18 protein-coding genes and 1 other RNA gene are annotated in these 25498 nt (G+C 56.6%); 3 read left to right on the top strand and 16 right to left on the bottom strand.

Translation table 11 applies throughout. The annotated features are described in order from the left end of the window. The first annotated feature begins 246 nt into the window (after positions 1-246). Entirely contained in the window at positions 247-3498 is a 3252-nt protein-coding gene (locus O9H32_RS22430) for a S8 family serine peptidase (RefSeq protein WP_269868352.1), read from the top strand. Between the two features lie 375 nt (positions 3499-3873). Here O9H32_RS22430 and O9H32_RS22425 read toward each other — a convergent pair whose 3' ends face one another. The 4 genes from O9H32_RS22425 to O9H32_RS22410 form a co-directional block, all read right to left on the bottom strand. Continuing rightward, positions 3874-5667, bottom strand: coding sequence for an FTR1 family iron permease (locus O9H32_RS22425; RefSeq protein ID WP_269868351.1), 1794 nt, complete (start codon positions 5665-5667; stop codon positions 3874-3876). A 19-nt stretch (positions 5668-5686) separates the two neighbouring features. Next, on the bottom strand, positions 5687-6964 hold the full coding sequence (gene efeB, locus O9H32_RS22420) for an iron uptake transporter deferrochelatase/peroxidase subunit (RefSeq protein WP_269868350.1): 1278 nt from the start codon (positions 6962-6964) through the stop codon (positions 5687-5689). A 1-nt stretch (position 6965) separates the two neighbouring features. Further along, positions 6966-7844, bottom strand: coding sequence for an iron uptake system protein EfeO (efeO, locus tag O9H32_RS22415; RefSeq protein WP_269868439.1), 879 nt, complete (start codon positions 7842-7844; stop codon positions 6966-6968). Positions 7845-8031: 187 nt separating this feature from the next. Beyond that, positions 8032-8937, bottom strand: a complete 906-nt coding sequence (locus tag O9H32_RS22410; RefSeq protein WP_269868349.1) for a LysR family transcriptional regulator — start codon at positions 8935-8937, stop codon at positions 8032-8034. Between the two features lie 118 nt (positions 8938-9055). Here O9H32_RS22410 and O9H32_RS22405 point away from each other — a divergent pair, with 118 nt between their 5' ends. Further along, positions 9056-10348 (top strand): amino acid permease, encoded by a 1293-nt coding sequence (locus O9H32_RS22405; protein WP_269868348.1) that lies wholly within the window; start codon positions 9056-9058, stop codon positions 10346-10348. A gap of 84 nt (positions 10349-10432) precedes the next feature. Here the strand turns inward: O9H32_RS22405 and O9H32_RS22400 are convergent, their stop codons facing one another. From O9H32_RS22400 to O9H32_RS22390, 3 genes are all read right to left on the bottom strand, one after another. Further along, entirely contained in the window at positions 10433-11521 is a 1089-nt protein-coding gene (locus O9H32_RS22400) for an inorganic phosphate transporter (protein WP_269868347.1), read from the bottom strand. A 256-nt stretch (positions 11522-11777) separates the two neighbouring features. Beyond that, positions 11778-11975 (bottom strand): hypothetical protein, encoded by a 198-nt coding sequence (locus tag O9H32_RS22395; RefSeq protein ID WP_269868346.1) that lies wholly within the window; start codon positions 11973-11975, stop codon positions 11778-11780. Positions 11976-12197: 222 nt separating this feature from the next. Continuing rightward, positions 12198-12656 carry an SRPBCC domain-containing protein gene (locus O9H32_RS22390; RefSeq protein WP_269868345.1) on the bottom strand — a complete coding sequence of 153 codons (459 nt, stop codon included), beginning with the start codon at positions 12654-12656 and terminating at the stop codon, positions 12198-12200. A 127-nt stretch (positions 12657-12783) separates the two neighbouring features. On the opposite strand from O9H32_RS22390, the gene O9H32_RS22385 reads away from it, so the two are divergent. Next, positions 12784-13587 carry a helix-turn-helix domain-containing protein gene (locus O9H32_RS22385; RefSeq protein ID WP_269868344.1) on the top strand — a complete coding sequence of 268 codons (804 nt, stop codon included), beginning with the start codon at positions 12784-12786 and terminating at the stop codon, positions 13585-13587. Between the two features lie 235 nt (positions 13588-13822). On the opposite strand, the gene O9H32_RS22380 is transcribed toward O9H32_RS22385, so the two are convergent. From O9H32_RS22380 to rnr, 9 genes are all read right to left on the bottom strand, one after another. Beyond that, positions 13823-14359, bottom strand: a complete 537-nt coding sequence (locus tag O9H32_RS22380; protein ID WP_269868343.1) for a DUF3231 family protein — start codon at positions 14357-14359, stop codon at positions 13823-13825. Between the two features lie 70 nt (positions 14360-14429). Further along, complete coding sequence (locus O9H32_RS22375; protein ID WP_269868342.1) at positions 14430-16133, bottom strand: GMC family oxidoreductase N-terminal domain-containing protein; 1704 nt, start codon at positions 16131-16133, stop codon at positions 14430-14432. Beyond that, positions 16130-16759 carry a hypothetical protein gene (locus tag O9H32_RS22370; RefSeq protein WP_269868341.1) on the bottom strand — a complete coding sequence of 210 codons (630 nt, stop codon included), beginning with the start codon at positions 16757-16759 and terminating at the stop codon, positions 16130-16132. The genes O9H32_RS22375 and O9H32_RS22370 overlap by 4 nt, the downstream gene beginning before the upstream one ends. 350 nt (positions 16760-17109) lie before the next feature. Beyond that, positions 17110-18984 carry a PAS domain-containing hybrid sensor histidine kinase/response regulator gene (locus O9H32_RS22365; protein ID WP_269868438.1) on the bottom strand — a complete coding sequence of 625 codons (1875 nt, stop codon included), beginning with the start codon at positions 18982-18984 and terminating at the stop codon, positions 17110-17112. Positions 18985-19319: 335 nt separating this feature from the next. After that, a complete protein-coding gene (locus tag O9H32_RS22360; RefSeq protein WP_269868340.1) occupies positions 19320-20795 on the bottom strand; it encodes a hypothetical protein in 1476 nt (491 codons plus the stop codon). Next, positions 20771-21565 (bottom strand): hypothetical protein, encoded by a 795-nt coding sequence (locus O9H32_RS22355; protein ID WP_269868339.1) that lies wholly within the window; start codon positions 21563-21565, stop codon positions 20771-20773. Before O9H32_RS22355 ends, O9H32_RS22360 begins: the two co-directional genes overlap by 25 nt. A gap of 118 nt (positions 21566-21683) precedes the next feature. Beyond that, positions 21684-22047: a transfer-messenger RNA gene (gene ssrA, locus O9H32_RS22350) on the bottom strand. A gap of 183 nt (positions 22048-22230) precedes the next feature. Then, the gene (smpB, locus tag O9H32_RS22345; RefSeq protein WP_269868338.1) at positions 22231-22716 is read right to left on the bottom strand and encodes an SsrA-binding protein SmpB; all 486 of its coding nucleotides are present in this window, start codon (positions 22714-22716) and stop codon (positions 22231-22233) included. 148 nt (positions 22717-22864) lie between these two features. Then, positions 22865-25498 carry a ribonuclease R gene (gene rnr / locus O9H32_RS22340; RefSeq protein WP_269868337.1) on the bottom strand — a complete coding sequence of 878 codons (2634 nt, stop codon included), beginning with the start codon at positions 25496-25498 and terminating at the stop codon, positions 22865-22867.

Here is a 25498-nt window from a genome sequence, read left to right as displayed (position 1 = left end):
GTCCAGTCAGCCCGCACCGCCGCCGAGCCTTCTTCTCCTCCTTCTCCGTCTCTTCGAAACTACCAATCTATGTCGTTGGAATATTCTAAAAAAATGATAGAATTCACCTCACTCCTATGGTAATATATGCCTCATCATCAACTCAATTACATAACAGAAGGACAATCCCCAGGCAAGGAGGGACTGATTTCGGTTCAACACCCTGTTTCGTTGGCGTTTAAAACCCATAGGAAAAGAGGATACGAATTGAACAATCACAACTTTTTCCAGAAATTATCCGTCGCTTCAATAGCCTTCGCTGTCCTCAGCACCACGGCGTTCTCCCAAGCTTTCGCTGCCGAACCGGGCAAGACCGTCCTTCCGCGGCTCGGGGCGAACGGCTCACCTCAAGGCACGCCTCAGGCCCTTCCGAACGGCAGTGCCGCCTATGTCTCTCCCAAGCTCCAAACGAACTCTACGAATACGGTGCGCGTCATCGTGCAGCTCAACAATCAACCGGTAGCCGTCGGCAAGTACGCCGCCCAGCTCGGCATCTCCTCCTTCGCCGCCGAATCGACCGAATCGACCATCTCCCAGGAACAGAATACCTTCGTCGCGGGAGCCAAGAACAAGGGGATCGACCTCAAGGTCAACTATCGGTACAACACGGTACTGAACGGACTCGAGATCTCGGTGCCTGCCAATAAAATCCCCGAGCTCGCCAAGCTGCCCGGCGTGAAATCCATTCACGAGAGCGCTACCTATTACCCGATTCCGGTATCGAAGCCCGTCCCGCTTGATGCGGATAACCCGAACTACGATATTGCTCCGCTGAAACAAATCGGTGCGGACGCCGCATGGGCCAAAGGATTCACAGGCAAAGGGCTGAAGGTCGGCGTCATCGATACGGGCGTCGACTACCTGCACCCCGATCTCAAGGGAGCTTACAAGGGCGGCTACGACTCGTTCGAACAGGACGCCGACCCGTATGAAGAGCCTCCGCTGTCCCCGGCCGAAGATCCGTACGGCACGGGGTTCGAAGGCACCTCGCACGGCACCCACGTCTCCGGTACGATCGCGGGCCGCGCCGTCAACCCGAACTCCGACGTTGTGCAGAAGGGCGTCGCGTACGAAGCCGATCTGTATGTATACAAAGTACTCGGACGCAACGCCGAAACCGGCCGCGCTTCGGGCTCCTCTGCACAGGTTATCGACGGGATCGAACGCGCCGTGAAAGACGGCATGAACGTCATCAACCTGTCGCTCGGTTCGGATGCCGAGAAGGACGTGAACTCGCCGGACGTCGTCGCCATCAACAACGCGGTCCTTGGCGGCGTCATTGCGGTCATCGCCAACGGCAATGCGGCCGATGACGGGCCTTACTATTACTCGCTGGGCTCGCCTGCCACCTCCCAGCTCGCGATCTCGGTCGGCGCGGTGACCAGCCCGACGAGCCATTATACGGCTACAGTCTCCGAGGCCGCTTATGCGGCGGCATCTACCGTAACCGGCTCCGCTTATGCCACGCATGACCTGAACGTGATGGCTTGGGAGACCGGCCGGGAAGACTTTGCCGCGATCCTCGGTACGCAGCCGACGGACGTTGTGTATGCCGGACTCGGGGCGGAAGGCGATTATGAGGGCAAAGATGTGAACGGCAAAGTCGTTCTCCTCTCGCGGGGTTCGCTGGCCTTCGTCGACAAGATCAGCAATGCCAAGGCCCGGGGCGCCAAAGCGGTGATTATCTTCAACGGCAACGCCGCAGCGGGCGATTCCACCAAAGCCGACCTCTCCGAATCGGTGCAGGGACGCGACGGCCATATCGGCTCTGCCGCCTTCCTCGGCGACGGCTTCGACTTCATCCCTACCTTCGATATGGCAGGTACGGAAGGACGCGCCCTGGCCCGCAAAGCGCTGGCCGCACCGGGCGGAACGCTGAAGCTTACCTTCGGCGCCGACTATCCGAAGACCGCTTCGGCAGGCGACACGATGGCTTCCTTCAGCTCCCGCGGTCCGAACGTGGACGCGGATCTCAGTATCAAGCCCGATGTCGTCGCTCCCGGCGTCAGCGTACTCTCGACATGGCCGGCTTACGGCAAGTTCGATCCTGGCGCTTCCTACCAGCGCGCTTACAACCGGATCAACGGCACCAGCATGGCGACGCCTCACGTAGCGGGACTGGCCCTGCTGCTCAAGCAGGAGCATCCGACATGGTCCACCTCCGATATCCGGGCGGCGCTGGCCAATACGGCGGACAGCATCCATGACGAGAATGGCACCCTGTACGATGTGTACTCGCAGGGCGCAGGACGCGCGAATGTGGCCCATGCCATCCAGACGCCGGCGCTCATGAAGACGATCGAACCGATTACGATTCTCGATAAATATTGGAACCCCAAAGCCGTAACGAACTACGGGTCGTCGGTCAGCTTCGGTGTGGTGAAGCCGGGCAGCACGGTACAGAAGGAACTTGAAATCAAGAATACTTCGAAACTGCCGTTGACGTACTCGGCCAAGGTGGTCCTGCATCCGTCGGTTACTTCCGATCCGACCGCTCCGGCAGCGACACCGGACATCAATAACCTGAATGTCCAGCTGCTGGGCATCCCGCAGAGCGGCAAGCTCTCACCGGCCCCCGGCACGGCCAAACGCTTCTTCCTGTCCGTCACGCCGAAGTCCGGCGCCGCTCAAGGCGTATATGAGGGAGAGGTCGTATTGGAGAGCGCCGGTCTGCCGACGCTGCATCTGCCGTTCGTGGTTCACGTCGGCTCCGAGAAGCCGAATACGAACTTCGGGATCCAGGAGATCGAACAGACCGAGAGCGTAATCTATCCGAACAACGAGCAAGACCTGCCGCAGTCCACGGATCTGTCCTTCCGCCTGACGGCTAAGGACACCAATGTAGTCGATCTATGGGCCGTGGGACTCGACGATGTACCGATCGGCATCATCGACAGCCGTTCGAACCTGAACACCGCAGGTCAGCCTCGTCTGCTCTCGCCGGGTGTCTACAGCTTCGAAGGGATTAACGGCTCGTATGTGGATGGCGAGCTCGATACGGACGGGAAACTGGTCGTGAAGCATCTGGAAGCAGGCACCTACAAGCTCATGCTGCGTGCCCAGCTGGTTGACGCCCTCGGCAATCCGCTCGGCGGCAATGTCTATACGGCTTACAGCTCCCTGCGACTTGCCGATTCGGAGAGCGACCAGGTAGCCCGCGCCAAGGACGCGTTCAAAGCCAAGGTCGTCAATACCCGTCTTGCCGGCCAGCCCGTCCTCCAGCTGCCCGTAACAGAGGGCATCACGTATAAAGTCACCAACAGCAACAACAAGGCTTATATCGACAACAGCGGTGTACTGAAGCTGGTGCCGAGCAGCGGCATTGTGAATGTGGAACTGACCGTGACGATCTCTTCCGCCAAAGATCCTTCGATCAAGACGACAGTGAAGGTTCCTGTCGTTCTCAGCAAGGTCAGTGTGCCGCAGAAACAAACCTCTGGCGCCGGATTGGCCCAATAAAATGCGAAGGCCTGGCTGGAGTCTATGCCTCCCCGTATCCGGAAGCCAATTCCGTCCTGCGGAGTCTGCCGGTCCTGACCGCAGATAAGGTGCAGTACACCAAGAACAGTCTCTGCCCGTGACACTTTCGGCAATAGCCTACAAAGAGCTTCATCCTGCCAAGGATGAAGCTCTTTGTGTCGCGCCAACGGGAGCTATCAGCGCAATCTGATCTGATGTTATCCCCGGAATCGGAGGGGACTGCCCTGTTCCGCACTGCCCACTCCCCCGGACAGCAAAAAGAAGCCCCACACCGGTACATACCGATAGGGACTTCTACTTCTACTTCTACTTCTACTTCTACTTCTACTTCTACTTCTACTCTGCAGCAGGTGTTCACGCCGCTCGGCGGACCGGCTTCCCGGCCGTCTTGCGTTCGGTGCGAACCGCATTCCATACGATAACCACCAGCATGGCCAACTGGGGAAGCGTCGTCTCCCAGGAGTTATACAGCCCAAGTGAAGGCAGATATACCAGCGAGTCCGACGAATGGGCGGATACATGGCCGGTCACCTGCAGGGCGTGCAGCGACACGCCTACGAACTTAAAGGCGAGATAATAGAGCACCACGCTCGCCGCCAGGAAGAATGGACGCACCGGCACCCGGTCACTCATCTTGACAATGACGAAGCCGATCACGGCCAGCAGCGCGAGCGCCGTTCCGACTCCAAGCGCCATATCCCCCATCGAGATACTCGGTGCCATACCCATGTAGAAGATGAGCGTCTCCGCCCCCTCCCGCATAACGGAGAGGAAGGAGGTCAGGAACAAGGACCACAAGGTTCCCTTCGCCAGGGAGGAACCGATCGAGTTCTCCACGAACCGGTTCCATGACTTCAGGTTCGACTTGCTGTGCAGCCATGCTCCGATCGATACCATGAACACGACGGCGATCAGACCTGTGATGCCTTCGATGAGTTCCCGTGAACCGCCTGCCGTCAGCTTGGAGAGCATCAGCGTCAATACGAGCGCCATGCCTACCGAGAATACCAGCCCTGCGGCGGCACCCGACCAGATCCATCCCCGCTTGTCACGGTTGCCTGACCGGTTCAGGAACGCGACCAGCGCGGAGATGATGAGAATGGCCTCCAGGCCTTCCCGGAAAATAATGACTCCCGCATCCCACGCCGTATAAGAGGATGCTTCCGCATAAGGCTCCAGTTCACGGCGCAGCTCCCCGATCGCGAGAGCAGCCCGGTCCCACTGGGGCGGGCTGGACAGCAGCAGGCTCGGCACCTCGACCATCTTGATCTCGATGCGGCCGTATGCATCCGGGGAGCGCGTACTCACCGCTCCCTCTAGCGCCGGCCATGCCGAGATGAAGCGGTCCATGCTGGCCGCCGCTTCCGTACCCCGCTGCTTCTCTACGTCGGAAGCCGCCGCGTCAAGCAGACCGATCAGCCCGCTGATCGAATCGATACCGCCGTCTGAGCCGGCGGCATCCGAAGACGCATCCTCCTTGCCGGAAGCATAAGCCTCCAGGCTCCCGATCAGCTCCTGCAGCTTGCCCGCCGCCTTGGCCGTGTCCATCGGCTCGGTGTTCAGCGCAATGCGTGCCCCGCTGATCTTCACTTCCATGCTGCCGTAGATCTTCGCATTATCCTGGCGGATCAGACTCTCGGCTTTCCCCCAGCCGCTCACGAAAGAGGCGTAGGCTGCCTTGGCCTGTACCCCATCTCCGGCCTGCGCCGCCTCCAGACTCTTCTGCAGCAGCGGGATCAGTGCCGTCCGCACCTGCTTATGCGCTTTCTCCGCAGCTGCGCCGCTGTCGCCTGCGGTGGCGTAAGCATCCACCGCTTTGACAAGCGCAGAGACCGCGCTGTACGCAGCCTTATCGTCCTTCTGCGGCTTCGCCAGTTCCTCATCGGCCTTCGCGAAAGCTTCGTTCACAGCCTTTGCTTCCGGGGAGGATGCGGCAGGCGACGATGCGGCCCACTGTGCCTTCAGCTTCGCCACAACGGCGGAGACCGCGGCCCAATCCCGGTCTCCCGCACCGATCAGCGCGTCGCTGGCCAGGGCAATCAGCTGGCTGCGGCCTGCAGCCGACCCACCCGTCTCTGCTGCGAACAGCGGCGAGACGGGCATCAACAGCATCGCCGCCATGAACAACCACAGCAGACAACGTTTCATGAGACACACCCCAAGCCTTCTAGAATAAAGTATCGCCAATATATCCGCCCTGCTTCACGCCAGGCAAAGCTGCATACAAGCCGCTGCCCACATGCACGATGTATTCGTTAAGTTTATCCGCTGCCGCCAGCTTCTGCTGCATCGGGATAAATTGCTCCCGCGGATCCCGGTTATAGCACAGGAACAGCAGTCCCGCATCAAGCTGTCCGGTCTTCAGGTCAATTCCGTTCGAATAAGAGAATCCCCGGCGGTGGATCTTGACCTTGCCCTCCATGTTCGCCAGCGCGACATGAGAGTCGGCCGGAAGCAGAGGCTTCCCGGCTTCGTCCTTCTTCGCCAGATCCAGCTTCTCGAATTCGTCCTTCCCTCCGAGCGGGGCGCCCGTATCGCGGTGACGGCCGAACGTGGCCTCCTGCTCCCCAAGCGTCGTCCGGTCCCACACCTCAATGCGCATCCGGATGCGGCGCATGACGAGATAGCTCCCTCCGGCCATCCAGGCCGGCGTGTCGCCCCCCCGGGCCCAGACGATCTCATCCGCTGCTGCCGCATCATGCACGGCCGGATTGTTCGTACCGTCCTTGAAGCCCATGAGGTTGCGGGGCGTCGCTCCCTGCGGATCGGCTGCGCCCGTGCGCTGGAAGCCTTCCTGCAGCCAGCGAAGCACCGCTTTGCCCCGCCCGATGCGGATCAGGTTGCGGATCGCATGGAACGCCACCTGCGGATCGTCGGCGCATACTTGAACAGCGACATCACCGCCCGACCACTCGCTCTGCAGGGCATCGCCCTTGAAGCGCGGCATATCGACGAGCCCCGGAGGCCGCTGGCCCGACAGGCCGTAGCGCTCATCGAAGAAAGAGGCGCCGAGGCCGAAGGTGATCGTCGTCCGCGAAGCTTGCAGCCCGGCCGCTTCGCCGGTGTCGTCCGGCGGCACGAGCGGGTTGCTGTTCTCTTCCCCCACATTCAGCCCCTGCGACATCCGGGCGGCTGCCTCTGTCCAGCGCTTGAACAGCTCGCGCACCTCGCCAAGATCCTTCGCCCTCAAATCAAACGCACCCATACAAATAAAATCCTGCATGGGGGTGACAATCCCCGCCTGATGGTCCCCATAAAAAGGAATGACCGTCCCGCGTCCCGCCGAAGGAGCGGGAGCCGTGCCAAGCACTCCTTCGCCAAAGGCGCCGGCCTTAAGGCCGCCGGCCCCAAGCAGCAGGCCGATCCCCCCGGCACCGGCCAGCTTCAGCGCATCCCGGCGGGAGAACGGCTTTTGAAACAAGTTCTTTTTCGATGAGTCGCTCATACTATCCCCCGATCACAGTACCCATTTTCGATAACGGCTCGGCCAAGGCATCGACCGCCTGGCTCAATTTCTTGGTTTGTTCCGGCGTCAATTCGGTATAGGAGACGAATCCTTTATCCTTGCGGTAAGGCTGCAGGGCTTGATCCAGTTCCGCGAAGCGGGTCTTGATCTCGCCGGCCAGCGCTGCATCCTTCTTCTCTACGGCCGCCTTCAGCACGTTGTAGATCTCGCTGGCGCCTTCCACGTTCGCAGCGAAGTCATACAGATCCGTATGGGAGTAGCGCTCTTCTTCGCCGGTAACCTTGCTCGAGGAAACTTCGTTCAGAAGCTCCACCGCACCGGTCACCAGCATCTGCGTATCGATCTCGACGCTCTCCACCTTCACCCGCAGCTGCTTTACGTCCTGGAGGAGCTGGTCGGCGACCTGTTCCTGGCCCGCTACCGACTTCGTCTCCCACAGCGCCTTCTCCAGGCGGTGGTAGCCTCTCCACTCGTTATCAGGCACATCGCCTTCCCGCGCGTCAATCCAAGGGTCAAAATCACCGAGCGATTCGGCGATCGGCTCGATGCGCTCGAAATGCATACGGCTTGGGGCATAGAGGCTCTTGGCCGCTTCCATATCGCCCGCCTTCACCGCTTTCGTGAATGCCTCCGCCGCTTTCACGAACTCGTCGCTTTGGCCGATCACGTACTGGCGGTACTTTTCGATGGCTTCTTTTTGCACATCAGCCCCGGCAGCTGCCTCGGCAGGTTTGGAAGCAGCGGTTTCTTTAGCGGTCTGGCCGGTATTCGTAGCCGCAGGTGCCGCCGATTGGCCGCAAGCCGAGAGAAGGAGGGAAGAGCCCAGAAGAATGGAGACCAGAGAAGAACGCGAATGCATAATCACGAAAAGACAACCCCTTAACATTATATAGTTACTATATTAATTAGCTAATATGATAATGATTATCATTATCTGACGCAATTGATAACAGATATCATTGTAAGACGGGGTTGTCGTTTTTACAAGAGATTTATTCGTGAATATTTCAAAAGTCGCCCTTCGGCTTCTCCGGTTCCTCTTCCTCCTACGCTTCCTCTATCCGCCACTGCTCCGCATGCCGTTCGACCAAGGACATGAACTCCTGCAGCGCAGGCGAGCGCCACTTTTTCGTATGATGGGCCACCTGGGTGGCCGGCCGCTGCAGACGGTCATCCCACGCCAGCCTCACCAGCTTCCCCTCCCGGATTTCGTTTTGTACTGTAATCCATGGCAGGAAAGACAATCCGAGCCCCGACATTACGCAGTTCTTGATCGTCTCAATGCTGTAGAACTCGAGATCCGGATCCGGAAAGACGCCGTGATGATGCAGGTGCTGCTCGAACATCGCACGGTACGTGCAGCCCGGCTCCGTATGCAGAATCGTTTCGCCGGCCAGCTGCCGGGGCTCCACCTTATCGCAGGCGGCAAGCGGGTGCGAGGGCGGTGCGACCAGCGCCATCTTCTCTTCTACAAGCGTGCGGATGAACAGATCCCTGTCGTCGGTCTCGGGCTGCAGCAGGAACGTGAGGTCCAGCTCCCCCGAACGCGTCAGATCCCTCAGCACCCAGCATCCGCCGGGCTTCAGCGTAATTTTTACTTTGGGATACGCATCGCGGTATTCCCGCAGAATCTCCGGCAGCCGGAAGGCTGCCAGGGATTCTGGCGCCCCTATAGCCAGCGTGCCCGCAAGCTCAGCATCCGAACGGAGCGCGTCCTTCGCCAGGGTATGCAGCCGTGCAATCTCCTGCGCGTAGGGCAGCAGACGCCGCCCCGCCTCCGTTATGAGAATGCGCTTGCCGATCCGGTCGAAGAGCGGCGCCGCCAGTTCGGCCTCCAGCGCCTGGATCTGGGCCGTCACGCTCGACTGCGCGTAACCCAGCTGGGCTGCAGCCCGGGTGAAGGAGCCCGCCTCGACAACTACCAGGAACGTAAACAGGTATCGCGATTCCATCTTTCGCTCCCTTCTCATCGGAATTTCCGATGGATGATATCATCATATTCCGTTTTACCGATGATCTCATTATCGGTTACCATGAAATAAACCGCAATAACGAAAGGAAGCGATCCGAATGCATTCATCCGGCGGATTCCAGCGAACCATAGGCCTGCCGCAGGCCGTCGCTCTCTATATCGGGGCCGTGCTCGGCTCCGGGGTGCTCATCGTCCCGGGCCTGGCTGCCGAAATCGCCGGCCCGGCGTCCCTGCTCGCCTGGGGACTGATGGCCCTGCTGACCTTCCCGCTCGCCTGGTCCATGGGCCTGCTGTCAGCCCGGTATCCGAATGCCGGCGGGGTATCCCACTTCGTGACCTTGGCGTACGGGAGCCGGGCCGGCTCGCTCGTCGGCTGGTTCTTCCTCCTGTCGGTGCCGATCGGGGCCCCGGTAGCGGCCCTGACGGGTGCAGGCTATATGACCGCCGCCATGGGCTGGGGGAACCCCGCCAAGCTGGCGATTGCCGCAGGCATGCTCGTTCTGGCGCTGCTCGTGAACTATATCGGGATGAAGGTCGCCGGCCAGCTGCAGCTGATCGTTGTCCTGGCCATTATCGCCGTACTGATTCTTGCCATTGCCGGAGCCCAGCCGTATATCGACCCGGTGCACCTCACTCCGTTCATGCCCCATGGATGGGCCAGTGTCGGGCAGGCCACGGCGATCCTGTTCTGGTGCTTCATCGGATGGGAGGCCGTATCCCATCTGTCCGAAGAATTCCGCGAACCGAAGAAGGCCGCCATCCAAGGAGTGACCCTCGCCGCCTTCATCGTCGGCATTCTCTACTTTCTGACCGCCTTTGCCGTCGTCGGTACGGGCAGCTACCGGGGGGCCGCTTCCGATGCCTCCCTGGTGTGGGTCATCCTGAAACTGCTCGGTCCGGCAGGGGCCTGGGTCTCCGGCATCACCGGCGTGTTCATCTGTACGGCGGGCATCATCGCTTATGCGGGAGCCGCTTCCCGGCTCGCCTGTGCGCTCTCCCGCCAAGGCGAGGCTCCGCGGTGGATGGGCCGCATCTCCGCCAAGTTCGGTACGCCGGCGGGAGGGCTTGCTTTTCTCACCTTGTCCTCAGCCGCCGTGCTCCTCTTGTATGGCAGCGGATCCGTCTCGCTCGCGGGGCTCATCCAGATCCCCAACGCCACGTTCATCTTGACGTATCTCGGCGGCTGCGCGGCGGGAATGAAGCTGCTGAAGGGCAGCCGGTGGGGCGTGCGGGTCAGCACGCTGTCATTCCTCTGCACACTCGCCGTCTTCCCCTTCGTGGGCTGGGCGATGCTGTACCCCCTCGGGATCACCACGGTGTTCTGGATCGTCGTGCGGATCCGCTCCGCCAGAGCCGCCCACCCGGCCGCCGGTGCCAAGACGCTGCCTTAGCCTACGCTCTCACCGCAAGGACGCATGACAAAGAGCCCCTCCCTAATATGGAAGCGGGCTCTTTGCCGCCGGTTGACACCACATCTAAATGCCCGCGCCTTCTTCATTCATCGCACGCCGCTCCGCCTGTTCTGTGTCATACAGACTCTTCAAGCCGACCAGCGAGACCATAATCGCGATCAGGACCACGATCAGGTAAGGGGCAGGCTCGATGAACAGCTTCACCAGCGTGAACGAGACCGCCATGGACAGCAGCGGGGAGACCAACCAGACCTTCAGGATTTTGAGCACGATGCCTTTCTGCCACAGCTGGAATCCGTGATCGGCTGAGCCCATCCCGAGTATGGCCGTCGTAGTGATCTGCGTGAGCGGTACCGGGATGCCGAACAGCGAAGAGAGGATGACGAGCACGCCGCCCGTGCCCGATATTGCCGTCCCCTGCAGCAAGGACATCCGGGTGATCTTCTTGCCGTTGGTCTCCAGTACCCGGCCGCCCAGCAGCAGAGCCCCCGCCGCCACGAACAAGCCGCCCCAGAGGATCCCTTGGTCCGTACCCATTACCCCCGCCCCTACGAGGGGGCCGACCGCATTGGCTACATTATTCATCCCGGCCGAGAAGGCTTCCGTGAATCCGGCAACGATGACGAGGCCCATGAGGCCCTTCGTCCACCAGCCGTCTCCCTCGCCCTTCCATCTGGCGTCGCGCCGCTCCAGCTTCCGGATGCCGTGGCCCATGCCCCAAGCGAGCGCGAACGCAACCACAGGCAGCGCAATCCAAAAGGAGACGATCAGCAGCAGACTGTGCGCATACACCGACTCGTAAGCGATGCCTACCCCTACCACGGCACCTACGGTCACCTCGCTGGTCGACAGCGGGATCCCGAGCATATTGGCGCCGAACAAGGTTACCGTTGCCGACAGCAAGATGATGATCACCAGCGGTACGGTCAGCAGCCCGGAGGGAATGATCCCCGAGCCCAGCGTCTTCACCACTTCGCCGCCGCCCAGATAAGCTCCGAGGAAGACCCCCACGGCTACCAGGCAGAGCGCCGTTATTTTCCGCTGAATCGCTCCGCTTCCGTAAGCCACGCCCATCGACGCGGCCGCCCCGCTCGCACCGATATTCATCGCGAAGAACAAGGCAATGCCGATCGCGATCCACGTTACCCACATGCAGGCTTCCCCTCTCTTTCGCCGGATATCTTTTCACCAAACTCTAAGTATGTCGAGTCGTTTTATCGGTTATTGTAGCCCACCTGCGGTAGTCCGTCAATACAGGAATTACCCCTTGCGCCCCATTATGAAAAAAAGCATCCGGAGCCCTGCTCCTTCCCCGTGCCGACAACAAAAAAGCATCCCGCAATGGGATGCTCTTCCGCCTGGCTTATGGGGACAAGGGAAGCCCGTGCAGTGTCCCTCCCGGAACACGCTACTTCCTGCTTGCATTCAATTCGTACCGGTTGCGATGCAGTTCTTTGACCATATCCTTGAACCTGTGATTCTCCTGTTCGCTCAGCCCGTATTGATTATCCTTGTTGATCAGGCTGCCAATATGGCGCTTCAAGATTTCACTCCGTCGTCCGAGCAATTCCGTATAAGTCAATTCGTCCAGCTCCCTGCTTTTCATGATGGTTGAATCCGGTCCCCTTTAGTATAACAAAGACGGATTTTCATGAAAAACGGGCTGACCGCGGCTGAGGCCGGGTAAAGTCCCCTAAGGATGGCTAAGGCGCCCTCACCTCGCCTATTCCCAAACATCCGGCAGGATCCTCCCGAATCGTTCTTTATCCGGCACATTTGGCAGCCGGTCCCCCTTTTCTGAAAGCAAAAACGCCCCGAAGGGCGCCTTTTACCAACCGAAGTCCAGGGCCTTGCCCGTCTCGGCTACGGTCTTGATGTTGCTGAGGATCATCCACCAGTGATTCTCCGTATTCTTAAAGGCGGGATGCTCCGGACTCCAGCCGTCGTTGACGAGCGTCAATTTGGTGGTGGCTCCCACGGTCTCCAGCGTGAATGTGACCCGCGATTCGAGTTCGGCGTGCTGCTCGTAATACGAGGGACCCGGATGCTCCAGATAGCTGATCTCTTTGTAGGGCTCATACGTGAGGATCGTGCCGTATACATGAACGGTCTCTTCCCCTTCCTTGCCCGGGCCGATATACTCGAACCTCGCCCCCTGCTCGAAGGTGGAGTGGAGTACACAACCGTAGAACGTTTGACGTGTCCCTTCCGGCGAGATGAAGGCGTTCCATACATCTTCGACCCCTGCGCCGATATAGAACTCGTACTTTAGTGCTTTCTGTTCCATTGCGTTCCTTCACTCCTTCTGATTTTATACTGCTTGAGGTGTGGTACTATGAGTATAGCGATTCAGACCCCCCAAGTATTGTAAAAACGCGACAAGCCTTCCCATCTCATAAGCGGGAGTGAACGGTATGAACTCGAATAGTCCCCGCCCCGGCATGGGCGTACTGAACCTGCAGGAGGACAGCCCCAAATTCCGGCTGACAAGGCACACACCCTCCGGGGAACTCAGTTTCTTCGTAAAGCATTATTGGATCGTCCGCTGGGAGCTGGAGGAGGGGGAAACCCACCTCCAAGAGGTAATTCCGAATCCCTGTGTCAATCTCGTTGTGGAGAGAAACAAGTCCGCCATCTTCGGCCCTTCGAGGCACAAGTTCACCCATCTCCTTCAGGGCCGGGGCTGCGTGTTCGGCGTGAAGTTCAAACCGGGCGGCTTCTATCCGTTCTTCCGGCAGCCCGCCTCCTCATGGACGGGCCGCCCTCTGGAAGTCAGCTCCGTGTTCGGTGGCGATCCTAGGGCCCTTGAGGAATCGATTCTCTTGCAGTCCGAGGAGCGCCGGATGATCGAACTCGCGGAAGCGCTCATCCGGCCGTACCTTCCTCCGCAGGACGGGAAGGTCGCCCTCCTTCAGACCATCGTGGAGCGCATCATGCAGGACCGGGAGATGACCCGTGTGGACCACATTGCGGGGGCGTTCGGACTCAGCGTCCGGAGGCTCCAGCGCCTCTTCCACCAATATGTCGGCCTCACACCCAAGTGGGTCATCCAGCTGTACCGGCTCCAGAATGCGGCGGAAGCTATAGAACAAGGCCGCCATGGCGATGCGCTGAAGCTCTCGGTGGAGCTTGGTTATCACGATCAGGCGCATTTTATCAAAGCCTTCAAGTCGGTCGTCGGACGGACGCCGGATCAGTACGCGAAGGAAACAGGATGAGCAGCCAGGGCCTGCCGTTCATCGACAAGCAATCACCGGGCTCTCCCAACCACGGGACACCCAGTCGGGGATAAACAGACTCCAATCTGCTCCTACCTCTCAAGGCAGCCCGCATCCAAGTTGACCCGTATTCCGCAGACAGATCAAGAAGCCTTGCCGCAGCAGAGCGGCAAGGCTTCCTTTCCGTGGGCCGGGTCCATCCCTTTTCTATCCTGCCAAGAGGCCCCCGCCTCCTCTAGCTTGAGGCCGGATGATAATAGGGCGGGGCCTTCATCCATCCTTTTCTCAATAACAACTCTCTCAGCGTAATGGCATAGGTCATCTTTTTCATCTGGAACTTCACGAACATCGCCGCCACATCCGGGCGGACCGCCTCGGTCATGCCCCGGCAGGCATAATTGATCCCGAGCACGACATTGAAACTGAGCAGGTTCGCCACTTCCTCATCCGACATTTTGGAGCCCTCCGGGATATGGCGGAAGTCACCGACCGGTTTGTCTGGCGGGATAACCGGCACCGGTACGCCTTCGGCTTGGAGGAACTCCATGATCTCGGCCAAAATGGGACGGTGCACATCGGTGATGACATCCTTCACCTTTTCCTTCAGTTCCTGATCCTCGACAATATTATAGGACACCTGTTCACCGCGCAGGGTTTGTTCCGTAGCCGTCAGATAGAACCAGAGGTTCATAACTTCACCCACATTCAGGGGCGGCTTCTCGCCATCAAGGAAGGGTTTGACGGCATCTTTAAATATTTCGAATATATTCATGCGGACAGCTCCAGTTTTTTATTCCTTAGCTTGCCCACACGCTTGGATTTTATTGCATGAACGATCATCTCTAAAAATAGAGCTCCGCCAATTTCTCGGAGGTTCGAGTCGCAAGAGCTTGGGTTGTAAGCGTAGGATTCGCTCCGCCGAGTCCGTTAAAGTGCACGCTGTTATCGGCTATGTATAATCGTTTGACTTGATAGGACTCGCCATTCCCGTCGACGACGCCCCCCATCCTCATCGTACTCTCCATATGGATCATCAGGGATGCCGGCCAATCCGTCCGGAGCACTTTCCTGGCCCCTGCTTTCCGTAGAATGTCAACGGCAATTTGCATCAGCCCATTACGGTTTCTCACCCCCTGGACACCCGGCACATAACTGATCTTTGGCACCGGGCCATGTTCGTCCTTTTGAAGCGGATCCAGCGTCACCCCGTTGCGGGGATTCACCCCGTCATCCGCGGTGATGGCGAGGCTTAAGGTTCTCCGGTAATTCTCCATCCAGTGCTGCATCCGGGGACCTACGACCCGCCCCCGTGCGTATCCTCCATGGCCGGGATGGGGCGGATGCACCGGGCTGTATCCGGATTGGCTTACCCCAAAGCTCATCGAGGCGGTGAGACCCGGACTCATTCCGGTCACCAGAATAGAGCCTAGTCCGGGATAATCGAGCCTGGCGCCCGAGGTATGACCCATGAAGGGGTTAATCTCAGGACTTCCCAATAGGGGCACCAGATCGCATTCATCGAACATACCGGTGACCCAATCGATATAGTGATTGACGAGCCCCCTGCCTACCCACGGATTGGAAGGGAGACCTGAGTTCAGCCACAGCCGTGGGCTTTCGATCGCTCCGGCTGCCATCACGACGACGGCCGCTCTGACCTCGTCCATTTCCCCTGTCCACGTGTCCCGTATCTGTACGCCGACGGCACGAAGCCCCTCCGCCGGGTGCTTCTCGGTCACAATTCGGGTGACGAACGCATTGGGCCTGATCGTTACCCGGCCCGTGCGCAGCGCAAGCGGGATATAGCTGACATTGGCCGAACGCTTGGCCACTCGATCCACCGAAGGCCCATGCGGACAGCCGTTGATACAATGGCCTGCCAGGGTGCAGCCTTCCATCCGAGATAACGCTTCGGTCGAATAATCCGGATTCATCAGCTGCCCATTCGGAGGCAGAATCGCGTTCGGCTGTGGACGATAGCCGGGTGTTCGTACATCTAAGGTAGGAATGGGCTTCCACCCCGCCTGCTTCGCACCATAGAAGAATAACTCCTCCTTGGGGCTCATCGGCGCGAAGGCTACCGGCAGCGTCGCCTCCACCTTCTCGTAATAAGGAATGAGCTCGCGGTAGGAGAGGGGCCATATCCCGTCAACCGCTGCCGGGAAGGCACGGGGCGAATTGGCGAGATAGATCTGCGTCGTCCCCCCGACACCGGAACTTTGCCATACGAATCCCCGTTCCGTCACATTGCGAAACCAGGGGGCGCGGCTCCGGTCGGCGGGACCCCAGCGAAGCTTGCCTGTAATGAGGTCATTCATGTCCTCTTCCCGCTTGTTGTACTGCTCCCTGAGGAGGGCGATATCCAAATCGCCGGGATCCGTACCGCTTAGCGCCCCCGGCGCCTTATTCGGTTCGGGCCACTGCGAATTCCCGTACCAGGGGCCTGCTTCCAACACCAGAACATTCAGCCCCTTCTCCCCGAGCTCCTTAGCCATCACGGCCCCGCCGCCGCCGGAGCCGATCACGATCACATCGGGTTCCGTCATACGGTACTTCCCTCCGATCCCCGGCAAGAGCTCGGGCCCGCCCATCCGCGAAGAGCCCGGTATCCGTAGGAGGGACCCGGATAGCCGGCCAGACGCCAGCCCGGCGGCTCGAACTCCAAACGGCGGCTGCCCGGAGGCCGCAGCCGGGTTGTTCCATACCCGACCCATTCCGAATAATAACCGAACATCGTGAGTTGGTGCAGCGAGTCGACCATCGTTTGCACCATCCCGGGGTTGTTATGATAAGGAGGGGGCAGCAGGTGAAGCGGGACTTGGACCCGGTCCAGCAGGGCGAGTGTCTGCAGCCGGTCTGCACGGGGTAGAGCGGCATAGATCCCGCCGGCGGGGAACATCCAGCCACTTATGGGATGGGGCATCCCCATCCGCCGGATCCACTCCCCGGCCCCGATATCCAGCAGCCGGGCCGTTGACTCGGTGAGAGGAGCGGGGGGCAGCTTCTCGTCCGCCGGAACAAATTGCGAACGGTCCAGTTCTTCCATCACGAAGAGATCCACGCCAAGCTGGACCGCCCCGGCTGTAGGTACGGCTCCTGCCGCGCAGCCGCATACAGGCGGCAGGATGGCATCCACCAGTGCTTGAAAAGTTCTTCGCGTGCCGTAATCCATTCCCACGCTTTCCTTCGGTCGCGACATGCATTCACCGTCCGTTTCGTCTAACCGGGATCCTGTATACAATACATATATTTGCAGATGGCCTCAGGTATGTCCGATGGGACAAAAAGACCTTTGCTGCTGATGGCAGGATCACGCGGAACGAGACCGAATACAAAACAAAGGAGCCCCCCGGGGGCAATGTCATTAAGTTAAAGCGCTGAGCTTATCTAAATGACATTGCCCCTGAAGGAACTCCTTTGTTGACCCACTTGCTGCGCCTCCCTGGCTGGTGGCCATACTTAGACATAATTATAGAGGCCATCTGCCGCATTGCAACGGCAGGGCTCCTTTCCCTTTGCCGATTATCCCTTATCTATCAGGCGCAGGGACTCCCTGATTTGTTCCAATCGGATGGGTTTGCTGAGATAACCGTCCACCCCTGCGGCCAAACAAGCCTCTTTGTCACTTTCAAAGGCACTCGCGGTGATCGCAATAATCTTCGGCTGCCTATCCTGCGGAATCTCCCCGCGAATCTTCTTCGTCGCTTCTATGCCATCCATCTCAGGCATCTGAATATCCATAAAGATAAGATCATACTTTCTCTGCTGCAGGTACTTCAGAACCTCGCCCCCCGTTGTTGCGACATCCGCTTGGTACCCTAATTTTTCGAGTATCTTCAGAAGTACCCTTTGATTCACCCGATGATCTTCTGCGATCAATAGCTTCAGCACCGGATTAGGCGCCGGTACATGTTCTTCCGCTACGCTTGGTTCGGGTTGTTTATCCGTTGGAAGCCCGCTCCGCTCCATCACAACGGTGAATGAAAAGGCTGCCCCTTCCCCGTCCGTTGGTTCCAGCCAGATCTCCCCGCCCATGAGCCTGACCAACTTTTTGGAGATGGCCAGCCCCAGCCCCGTTCCACCATATTTTCTCGTATTGGACGAATCCCGCTGATAGAACGGCTCGAACAGCCTCTCCTCCAATTCCTTCGGAACCCCGATGCCCGTATCTTGCACCGAGATTTGCAACTTGATCTCACCCCGCGTCTCGCCGAGCAATACCGCCTCGATATGAATCCGTCCCTGATCGGTGAATTTGATGGCGTTCCCCACCAGATTGATCAACACCTGTCTGAGCCGCCCCAGATCACCGACAAGAGTGGCCGGAATCCGCGTATCCACGCTGTAACTGATCTCCAGTGGTTTTCCCCGTATCGATACGGACAGCAGATCGATGATCTCGAGGATGCACGTACTCAGCTCCAAAGGCTCCGTGTGGAGTTGTATATTTCCGGATTCGATTTTGGAATAATCCAGCACATCATTAATGACAGAGAGTAAGGCATTCTCGCTTTTGACCAGATAATCGATATACTCTTCCTGATCCGGCGAGAGTACCGTGTCTTTTAATAAGGTAGTCATCCCCACGATCCCGTTCAGCGGTGTCCGGATCTCATGGCTGATGGTGGCAAGGAATTCGCTTTTGGCCCTTGCCCCGGCTTCCGCTCTCTCCTTAGCCAGGATGAGCTCCTTTTCTGCGGTCTTCCGCTCGGTGATGTTCCTTACAAAGGCACTAAAAAGATAGCTCTTCCCCCACTCAATGGGCGTTACAGTCAGCTCAATCGGAAATTCATGACCATCCCGGTGAAGCGCCGTTAATTCGAGGCGTTTGTTGAGGATCCTTTTTTCGCCGTTCTCTATAAAACGGGCCAAGCCCTGTTTGTGCCTTTGCCGATAAGGCAGGGGAATGATCAGCTCAGCCAGATCCCTTCCGACCGCCTCGTGCTCCCCCCAGCCGAACTCCACTTCCGCCCGTCCGTTCCATTCGATAATCCGGCCTTCGGCATTCATGACAATGACGGCATCCAGCGCATGATCTGTCATGGCCCGGTATCGCTGTTCCAAGTCCCTTAGCGGAATCCGGTTATGATTCTCGCCCTCTACATCCCCTAGAAGCAACCAAATCCCCAGGAGATTGTTGTGTTTATCGCGAATCGTGCTGGCGGAGACCGCCACGGGAAGGGTATCCCCGTTCTGATTGACGATTTCCGTATCCCTGAACGGCTGGTAATCCCGAGTCTTCACCCACGCCAAATCATAGACCGGGAGAATCTGCCCTATGGGCTTGCCGATCAGCTGCTCTTCTGTATATTGCAAAAAATTAAAAATCGATTTATTAACATTTCGGATCATGTAATCAGGTGAGATAAATATGGTAATATCACCCAAAAAGTTCATATTGTCGCTCACTCGGCTCACCTTTTCTTAGTCCAATCGTCTGAAGACGGAGCACCCCGCCCCTCATCTTACCGGATTCCATTTTGCACGCCTACAGCTGACCCCACAACTTTTTCCAATCTATAGTATATACGTAAACAAGCAGCCAATGAAAGAGGAATCATCTATTTCATCAGCCGCGATAACCCGGAAGAGCTCGATTATCGCGTCGTTATCCTCACTCTGGAGGTGACGCGGGGGTGAAGAAAAAAAAGAACTTCGGCTGGCTATGTGCCAGATGAAGTTCTTTTTCTAGTCATGATATGGAGACGAACCCTGACTTCTGCGTTGCGTGTCTACATCCAGATCGCTTGACCTAAGACACTCTTAAACCGATCCAATGATTTCTCACCTATTCCGTCAATTCTTAAAATCTCTTCATCAGATGCTTCCGCTAGTTTTCCTACAGTGTCATATCCCTTCTCTTTTAAAATTTCTAACTTGTTATCAGTGATGCCATAAGGAAACATATCTGACTTTTTTAATTTCTCTATTGGAAGCTCCAGAATTGATAGGTTTTTATCCTCAGGTATTTCTGGCCACTCTATATTAATTAAAGAGCTATTCTGTGAGAACTGTATGTCTTCGCCTTCGCGTTTCCTCCACTGGTCAAATAACTCTTTGGTTAATCTAGTTCCTGGTATTACCTCAAGTAAATTACATAAATTTAATACAAATCTTGTTCCTCTCCCACCTGACTTCATCCCACGAGAAACCTCTCTTCTAGCGATAAATCCGGTATATTCCAAAATTTCCAATGCTTTATCTAACTTATTTACAATATTTCTGTGGATGATACATGATGTTACGTTTTTCGCACCACATTGCTGATATAATGTTTCCGCTAAGTTTTCAGAAGGTTCGATTAATGCTTCATATATACCAATTTTTAATCGTATTTCATCAATCATTGGCCAATAATAATCTCGACTCAATTCCAACATAACCTCAGATAGAATGGGGAACCCAATAGTTTTCTCCGTATTTAGAAGAATCGAGCATGCTTTAACGTATGAACGTACATTTCCAACTACTGCTTGTCCTAAGAAGGATGCTGCTTCTTTAATATTAATTGAAAAGTTCCTATTTGGAAGCTCTTCTGAAAAACGAGACTGCATGACCATATAAAAGAACTCATCAAAGTCTTCCTGGTCTTCCCTTCTGGAAATTTCGACCACCGTCGCATCGTTGTATATGTCAAATCGGTTTCCAAATCGAGTAACGCCTGGATAAATGGCCGCTTTACAAGAAACATTACTACTAGAAAGTGTCCTAAAAACATCAAAGAATTCTTCTAGCGCGGCCTCCCTACCAATATGGGCAGCGTCATCAAAAAACAAGACAACTCTCTTGCCAACATATTCTGAAAGCCTTACTAACTCTTTGTGTACTTCATACACTTCTGGTTCAGACGAAAACACAAATCCATATTTCCCGAAGGACTCTTTACTAATTTTATCAATTAATATCCGCAATAATTCTACTTCATACTGTTTTCCTCTGGTTCTTAATAAGGGTAAATGTCGAAGACTTAAATAAATGCCAATAGCATTAGAGCCAGCACTATTCTCATTTAACCTTCTATCCGCTTCACGTAATAGAGCACTCTTACCAGCTCCTCTTCCACCTTTAAGCAAGACTGGCCCATGTGCCATAAGTTTCTTAATTATATTCTCCTCATAACTCATAAAATGATGATACTTAATAAACTCTTCTGCAGAAAAGTCTTCGGAAGCTAATATCAAATTTACGAGTCCATTCTCTTGCGCCATAATCGTGCCATCTCCTCAACTTCCAAATAATAATCCACCGCTTCTTGCTTGGATAAAGAGAAAGCCATTAGTCCGCCAAAGTGACTGACTACCCCCAAATCAGAAGTTATTTGGATCATTCTTAGAATAAAATCTTGAACAGTCGTAGCATCGTATACACTCTCAGTATTCACTAAAAATTCATAGTGCACACCTTTTGAAAAAGCAGAAAATAGATTACTTGCCTCGGTTTTGGACATTTCAAAAAATTGGGTTTCCTCTCTTTGCTCCAACTTATCCTTCCAATCACTAGATTTAGTAAAATTATAAGAAGGTAAAAAATCTATGAGATTCAGAAACCCAGGCTTCCAAAATAACTCCCCAAAATAATTACTAAGCAATGCTCTATCGTAATCGTTTGCTTTTTGTTCCGGATTCCAGATATCACCTTTAGGTTTGGCGGAAGCAATAATATCTCCCGTCCATTGTAATGCTACATTAGACCTTTTTGTAACATCATAATTTGTTGATGATTGTACTTTATAAACTATTAAGACACGAAAAGGATCTAATCTAGCGAGTAAAGCGGTCCCCGCCGCCTCAAATATGGTCCTTGCATAGAATGGAGCTAATTCCCTTTCATCTTCATTTAACAGGTCTACACTAAGTAATTTTCTGATAAACTTGCTGATCGTTATATTTAGCCGGCTTAATACATTATTGATCTCAATATTAGAATCTTCTTGTTTACCGCATAATAAGTATCCTAATGGATGCAGAGCTACACTCATTTTAAATGTTCCCCCATCTTAGCAATCAAACAGTATGATAATATATTATTAAAAACTGATATTTACTTCAAGAATAAGAAACAGGGAACTACCTTTTAAGGTAGCTCCCTGTTTTTAGCTATGGAGACGAGGGGAGTCGAACCCCTGTCCGAAGGCAACGCCACACAGGCATCTACGGGTGTAGTCACAGTTTTGATGTCACCCGAGCAGCGCCCCGTAACCGGCTCAGCGTTGGGTCAGCCTGATTGTCTTCTTCAGCTCACCGCAGGCGGAGATGAGACAGTGTATCCCACTAAGGTTGAGCCCCTATCCCGGTACATGGGCGATACAGAGTAGAGGCACGCTCACAGGTTATTAAGCTGCGAAAGCGTAGGTTTGTTTTTGGTTGCCATTTAATAGGCTTTAGCGTTGATGAAGTGGACGCGTCCCCACTACCCGCAACCCGCGCTCGTACTACCCCCGTCGAATCCAAGAACGTCCCCGGATTGGTAGACTGTGCGGTCTACTGAAATTGATGCTGGTCTTGCGCTAATCTCTTACCGTGAATCTCAGCCGCTTCAGGAAGCTCGTTACCGCTTATCCCCGGCTGCTTGTTTATTATAGCATACTCGCGGGCAAAAGGAACACCCGACTATCTGGAAGATCACCCAGTTCGCTGAAGCGGCTTATCTGGCTACCTTCTGCTTCTCGCGCAGTGCCCGTGCAATCTCACGCTGGGCATCTTTCTTCGCTGCGGATTCGCGTTTGTCGAACTGCTTCTTTCCTCGTCCGAGGCCGATCAAGAGCTTGGCGTATCCGTTGCGCACATAGACCTTCAGCGGCACAATCGTATACCCTTCCTGCTTCGCTTGGCCGAGCAGCTTGCTGATCTGCTCTTTGCGCAGAAGCAGCTTACGCGCTCTAGTCGGATCTTCCGGGTTGAACCGGTTTCCCTGAGCGAAGGGAGAGATATGCATGTTGTGAATGAAAGCTTCGCCGTTACGGATGGTTGCGAACGCGTCCCCGATGTTGGCTTTGCCGAGCCGAAGCGACTTAATCTCCGTCCCTGTCAGCACCAGCCCGCATTCGTAGGTATCCTCGATAAAATAATCGTGGGATGCCTTCTTATTCTGAGCCAGCAGCTTGCCTTCATTCGGATTCTTCTGTGCCATCTTCGCATGACCTCCTGCTTCACCACAATTCCCCAAACAACAGGGATAGAGTCCATTGTACCAGACCCTATCCCCCGAAATCAAGAGACCCGCTTCGCCGGGCAGAGGCGCCGCCAATCCGGACAGCGCCCCTGCACCCGTGCGCAGCCTACCGCTTCACGGTCTTCTTGCGCTTCTTGCGCACGAAGCCGGTACCGCCGCTCTCGCTGCTGCGCCCGACCGCGTCCAGCGCCCGCGCTTTCGCGGCACCTGGGCCCTTGCCGGCGCCCATGGCACCCGCTCCGCCGCGTCCGCCTCCGGCCGTGCCTGCCGCTGCACTCGCTCCGCTGCGCCCGCCTCCGGCCGTGCCTGCCGCGGCACCCGCTCCGCCGCGTCCGCCTGTGCCCGCTGCTGCGCTGGCTCCGCGGCTGCCCGCTTTGCCGCGTCCGCTGCCGCCGAAGCTGCCGCGCGCACCCGGCCCGCCGCCTGCGGCTGCCGCACCGCGCTTGCCCCGGCCGCCGCGTCCGCCACCGCCGCCGGATGCCGCCGGCCGGCCTTCGCCGCCACCGCGCCCGCCACGTGCTCCGCCGCCTCGCTTGCCTTCACCGCCCCGGCGCACGCCGTTGAGCGCGTCGACCAGGCTCATTTTTTGCTGCCTCGGCTTCATGTCAACCATCTCGAAGTCGATCGTCTTCTCATCCATGTTCACCCGCGACACACGTACCTTGACCTCGTCGCCGAGACGGAAGATCTTCGACGTCCGTTCGCCGATGAGGGCATGCTGGGTGTCGTGGTAGTGATAGTAGTCGTCCGTAAGATCCGACAGACGGATGAGGCCTTCCACCGTGTTGTCGAGCTCGATGAACATCCCGAAGCTCGTGACGCTGGAGATGATGCCTGCGAATTCCTCGCCGACCTTGTCGAGCATGAACTCGGCCTTCTTCAGCGCTTCGGTCTCGCGCTCCGCATCTACGGCCACCCGCTCGCGGTCCGACGACTGCTTCGCAATATCGTCCATGCGGGAGGTCAGGTATTCATGCCTCTTGTCAGTCAGACCCGTCCCGCCGCTTTCGAGCACCTCCCGCATCACCCGGTGGATGATGAGATCGGGATAACGCCGGATCGGCGATGTGAAGTGGGAGTAGTACTCGGCCGCCAGGCCATAGTGTCCCATGGAGTTCGCATCGTACTTCGCCTGTTTCATCGAACGCAGCATTACCGTCGAGATGACGGTCTCTTCCTTCGTTCCTTTAATCTCCTCCAGGAGACTCTGCAGCGCCTTCGGATGAATGGTGTTGCCCTTGCCGCGCACGACATAGCCGAAGTTCGTGATGAACTCCATGAAGTGCTGCAGTTTCTCCGCATCCGGGTCTTCATGGATCCGGTACAGGAACGGCACCTTCAGCCAGTGAAAATGCTCTGCTACCGTTTCATTGGCCGCGAGCATGAATTCCTCGATAATCATCTCCGCGATCGAACGTTCACGCTTGACGATAGCTGTAGGCTTGCCGTTCTCATCGACGAGAATTTTGGATTCCTGGAAGTCAAAATCGATGGCGCCGCGGCGCATCCGCTTGCTGCGCAGCCGGGACGCGAGCTCTTCCATCCGGCGGAAATCGTCCATGAGATAGGCGTACTTCTCCTGTACTTCCGGCTCAGCTTCGCCCTTCAGCAGGTTGCGCACGTTCTTATAAGTCATCCGCTCGCTGGTCCGGATCACGCTCGTGAAGACATCGTGTCTGACTACGTTCGCCTGGGAGTCGAATTCCATCTCGCAGGACATCGTAAGGCGGTCTACCTGCGGGTTCAGGGAACAGATCCCGTTCGACAGCCGGTGCGGCAGCATCGGAATGACGCGGTCCACCAGATAGACGGAACAGCCGCGGTTATACGCTTCCTGATCCAGCGCCGAGTCTTCGCGCACATAGTAGCTTACATCGGCGATGTGCACGCCGAGCAGGTAGTTGCCGTTCTCGAGGAGCTCGACATTGACGGCATCGTCCAGATCCTTGGCGTCTTCGCCGTCAATGGTTACGATCCGCTTGCCGCGCAGATCACGCCGCCCCTGCGAGACGATCTCTTCTTCCGTGATGACATCCGGAGCAGCGGAGGCCTCTTCCATTACCTCATCAGGGAAGGCCTCCGGCAGACCGTGCTTGCGGATGATGGAGAGGATGTCGACGCCGGGGTCATTCTTATGCCCCAGAATCTCGATGACTTCGCCCTGAGCCGCCGCCCGTCCTTCCGGATAAGAGACGATATTGACGACGACTTTGTGCCCGTCCATCGCCCCGCCGAAGGAATCCTTGGGGATGAAGATATCACGGACGACCCGCTTGTCGTCCGGTATCACGAACGCGTATTCCTCATGCGGTTGGAACAAGCCGACGATACGCGTGTTCGCGCGCGTAACGACCCGTACGACCTCTCCTTCCATCCGGCCGCCGGACGGACTGCGCGAAGTAATACGGACGAGAATCGTGTCTCCGTTCATCGCCGTACTCATATCGTTCGCATGGATATACACATCCGGATGCTCCTTATCCTCCGGAATCAGGAATCCGAAGCCTTTGGCATGCGCCTGCAGACGGCCCCGCAGCAGATTCATCCGCTCCGGCACGCCGTACCGGTCGTTGCGTGTGCGCACGACCAGCCCTTCGCTTTCCAGCTCATTCAAGAGCTTCAGGAATTCCTTGAACGCCTGGGCGCTGTCGAGTTGAAAATGCTGCTCGAGCTCCTGGTAGGTCAGGGGCTTATAAGCCTCTTCCTGCATAAAATCAAGTAAGTTTTCTCTAGTAATCAT

The sequence above is a fragment of the Paenibacillus caseinilyticus genome (genome assembly GCF_027533645.1).
Taxonomy (GTDB): Bacteria; Bacillota; Bacilli; order Paenibacillales; family NBRC-103111; genus Paenibacillus_G; species Paenibacillus_G caseinilyticus.
The sequence above is the reverse complement of the archived record's forward strand: the minus strand, read 5'-3'. Positions and strand labels throughout refer to the sequence as shown.

Coding starts and splice junctions, on each gene's coding strand:
- efeO (WP_269868439.1), bottom strand. CDS start 7,844: ATGCATTCGCGTTCTTCTCTGGTCTCCATTCTTCTGGGCTCTTCCCTC.
- O9H32_RS22390 (WP_269868345.1), bottom strand. CDS start 12,656: ATGGAACAGAAAGCACTAAAGTACGAGTTCTATATCGGCGCAGGGGTC.
- efeB (WP_269868350.1), bottom strand. CDS start 6,964: ATGAGCGACTCATCGAAAAAGAACTTGTTTCAAAAGCCGTTCTCCCGC.
- O9H32_RS22425 (WP_269868351.1), bottom strand. CDS start 5,667: ATGAAACGTTGTCTGCTGTGGTTGTTCATGGCGGCGATGCTGTTGATG.
- O9H32_RS22405 (WP_269868348.1), top strand. CDS start 9,056: ATGCATTCATCCGGCGGATTCCAGCGAACCATAGGCCTGCCGCAGGCC.
- O9H32_RS22365 (WP_269868438.1), bottom strand. CDS start 18,984: ATGAACTTTTTGGGTGATATTACCATATTTATCTCACCTGATTACATG.
- O9H32_RS22400 (WP_269868347.1), bottom strand. CDS start 11,521: ATGTGGGTAACGTGGATCGCGATCGGCATTGCCTTGTTCTTCGCGATG.
- O9H32_RS22385 (WP_269868344.1), top strand. CDS start 12,784: ATGAACTCGAATAGTCCCCGCCCCGGCATGGGCGTACTGAACCTGCAG.
- O9H32_RS22380 (WP_269868343.1), bottom strand. CDS start 14,359: ATGAATATATTCGAAATATTTAAAGATGCCGTCAAACCCTTCCTTGAT.
- O9H32_RS22355 (WP_269868339.1), bottom strand. CDS start 21,565: ATGAGTGTAGCTCTGCATCCATTAGGATACTTATTATGCGGTAAACAA.
- O9H32_RS22410 (WP_269868349.1), bottom strand. CDS start 8,937: ATGGAATCGCGATACCTGTTTACGTTCCTGGTAGTTGTCGAGGCGGGC.
- O9H32_RS22360 (WP_269868340.1), bottom strand. CDS start 20,795: ATGGCGCAAGAGAATGGACTCGTAAATTTGATATTAGCTTCCGAAGAC.
- O9H32_RS22375 (WP_269868342.1), bottom strand. CDS start 16,133: ATGACGGAACCCGATGTGATCGTGATCGGCTCCGGCGGCGGCGGGGCC.
- O9H32_RS22395 (WP_269868346.1), bottom strand. CDS start 11,975: ATGAAAAGCAGGGAGCTGGACGAATTGACTTATACGGAATTGCTCGGA.
- smpB (WP_269868338.1), bottom strand. CDS start 22,716: ATGGCACAGAAGAATCCGAATGAAGGCAAGCTGCTGGCTCAGAATAAG.
- O9H32_RS22370 (WP_269868341.1), bottom strand. CDS start 16,759: ATGGATTACGGCACGCGAAGAACTTTTCAAGCACTGGTGGATGCCATC.
- rnr (WP_269868337.1), bottom strand. CDS start 25,498: ATGATTACTAGAGAAAACTTACTTGATTTTATGCAGGAAGAGGCTTAT.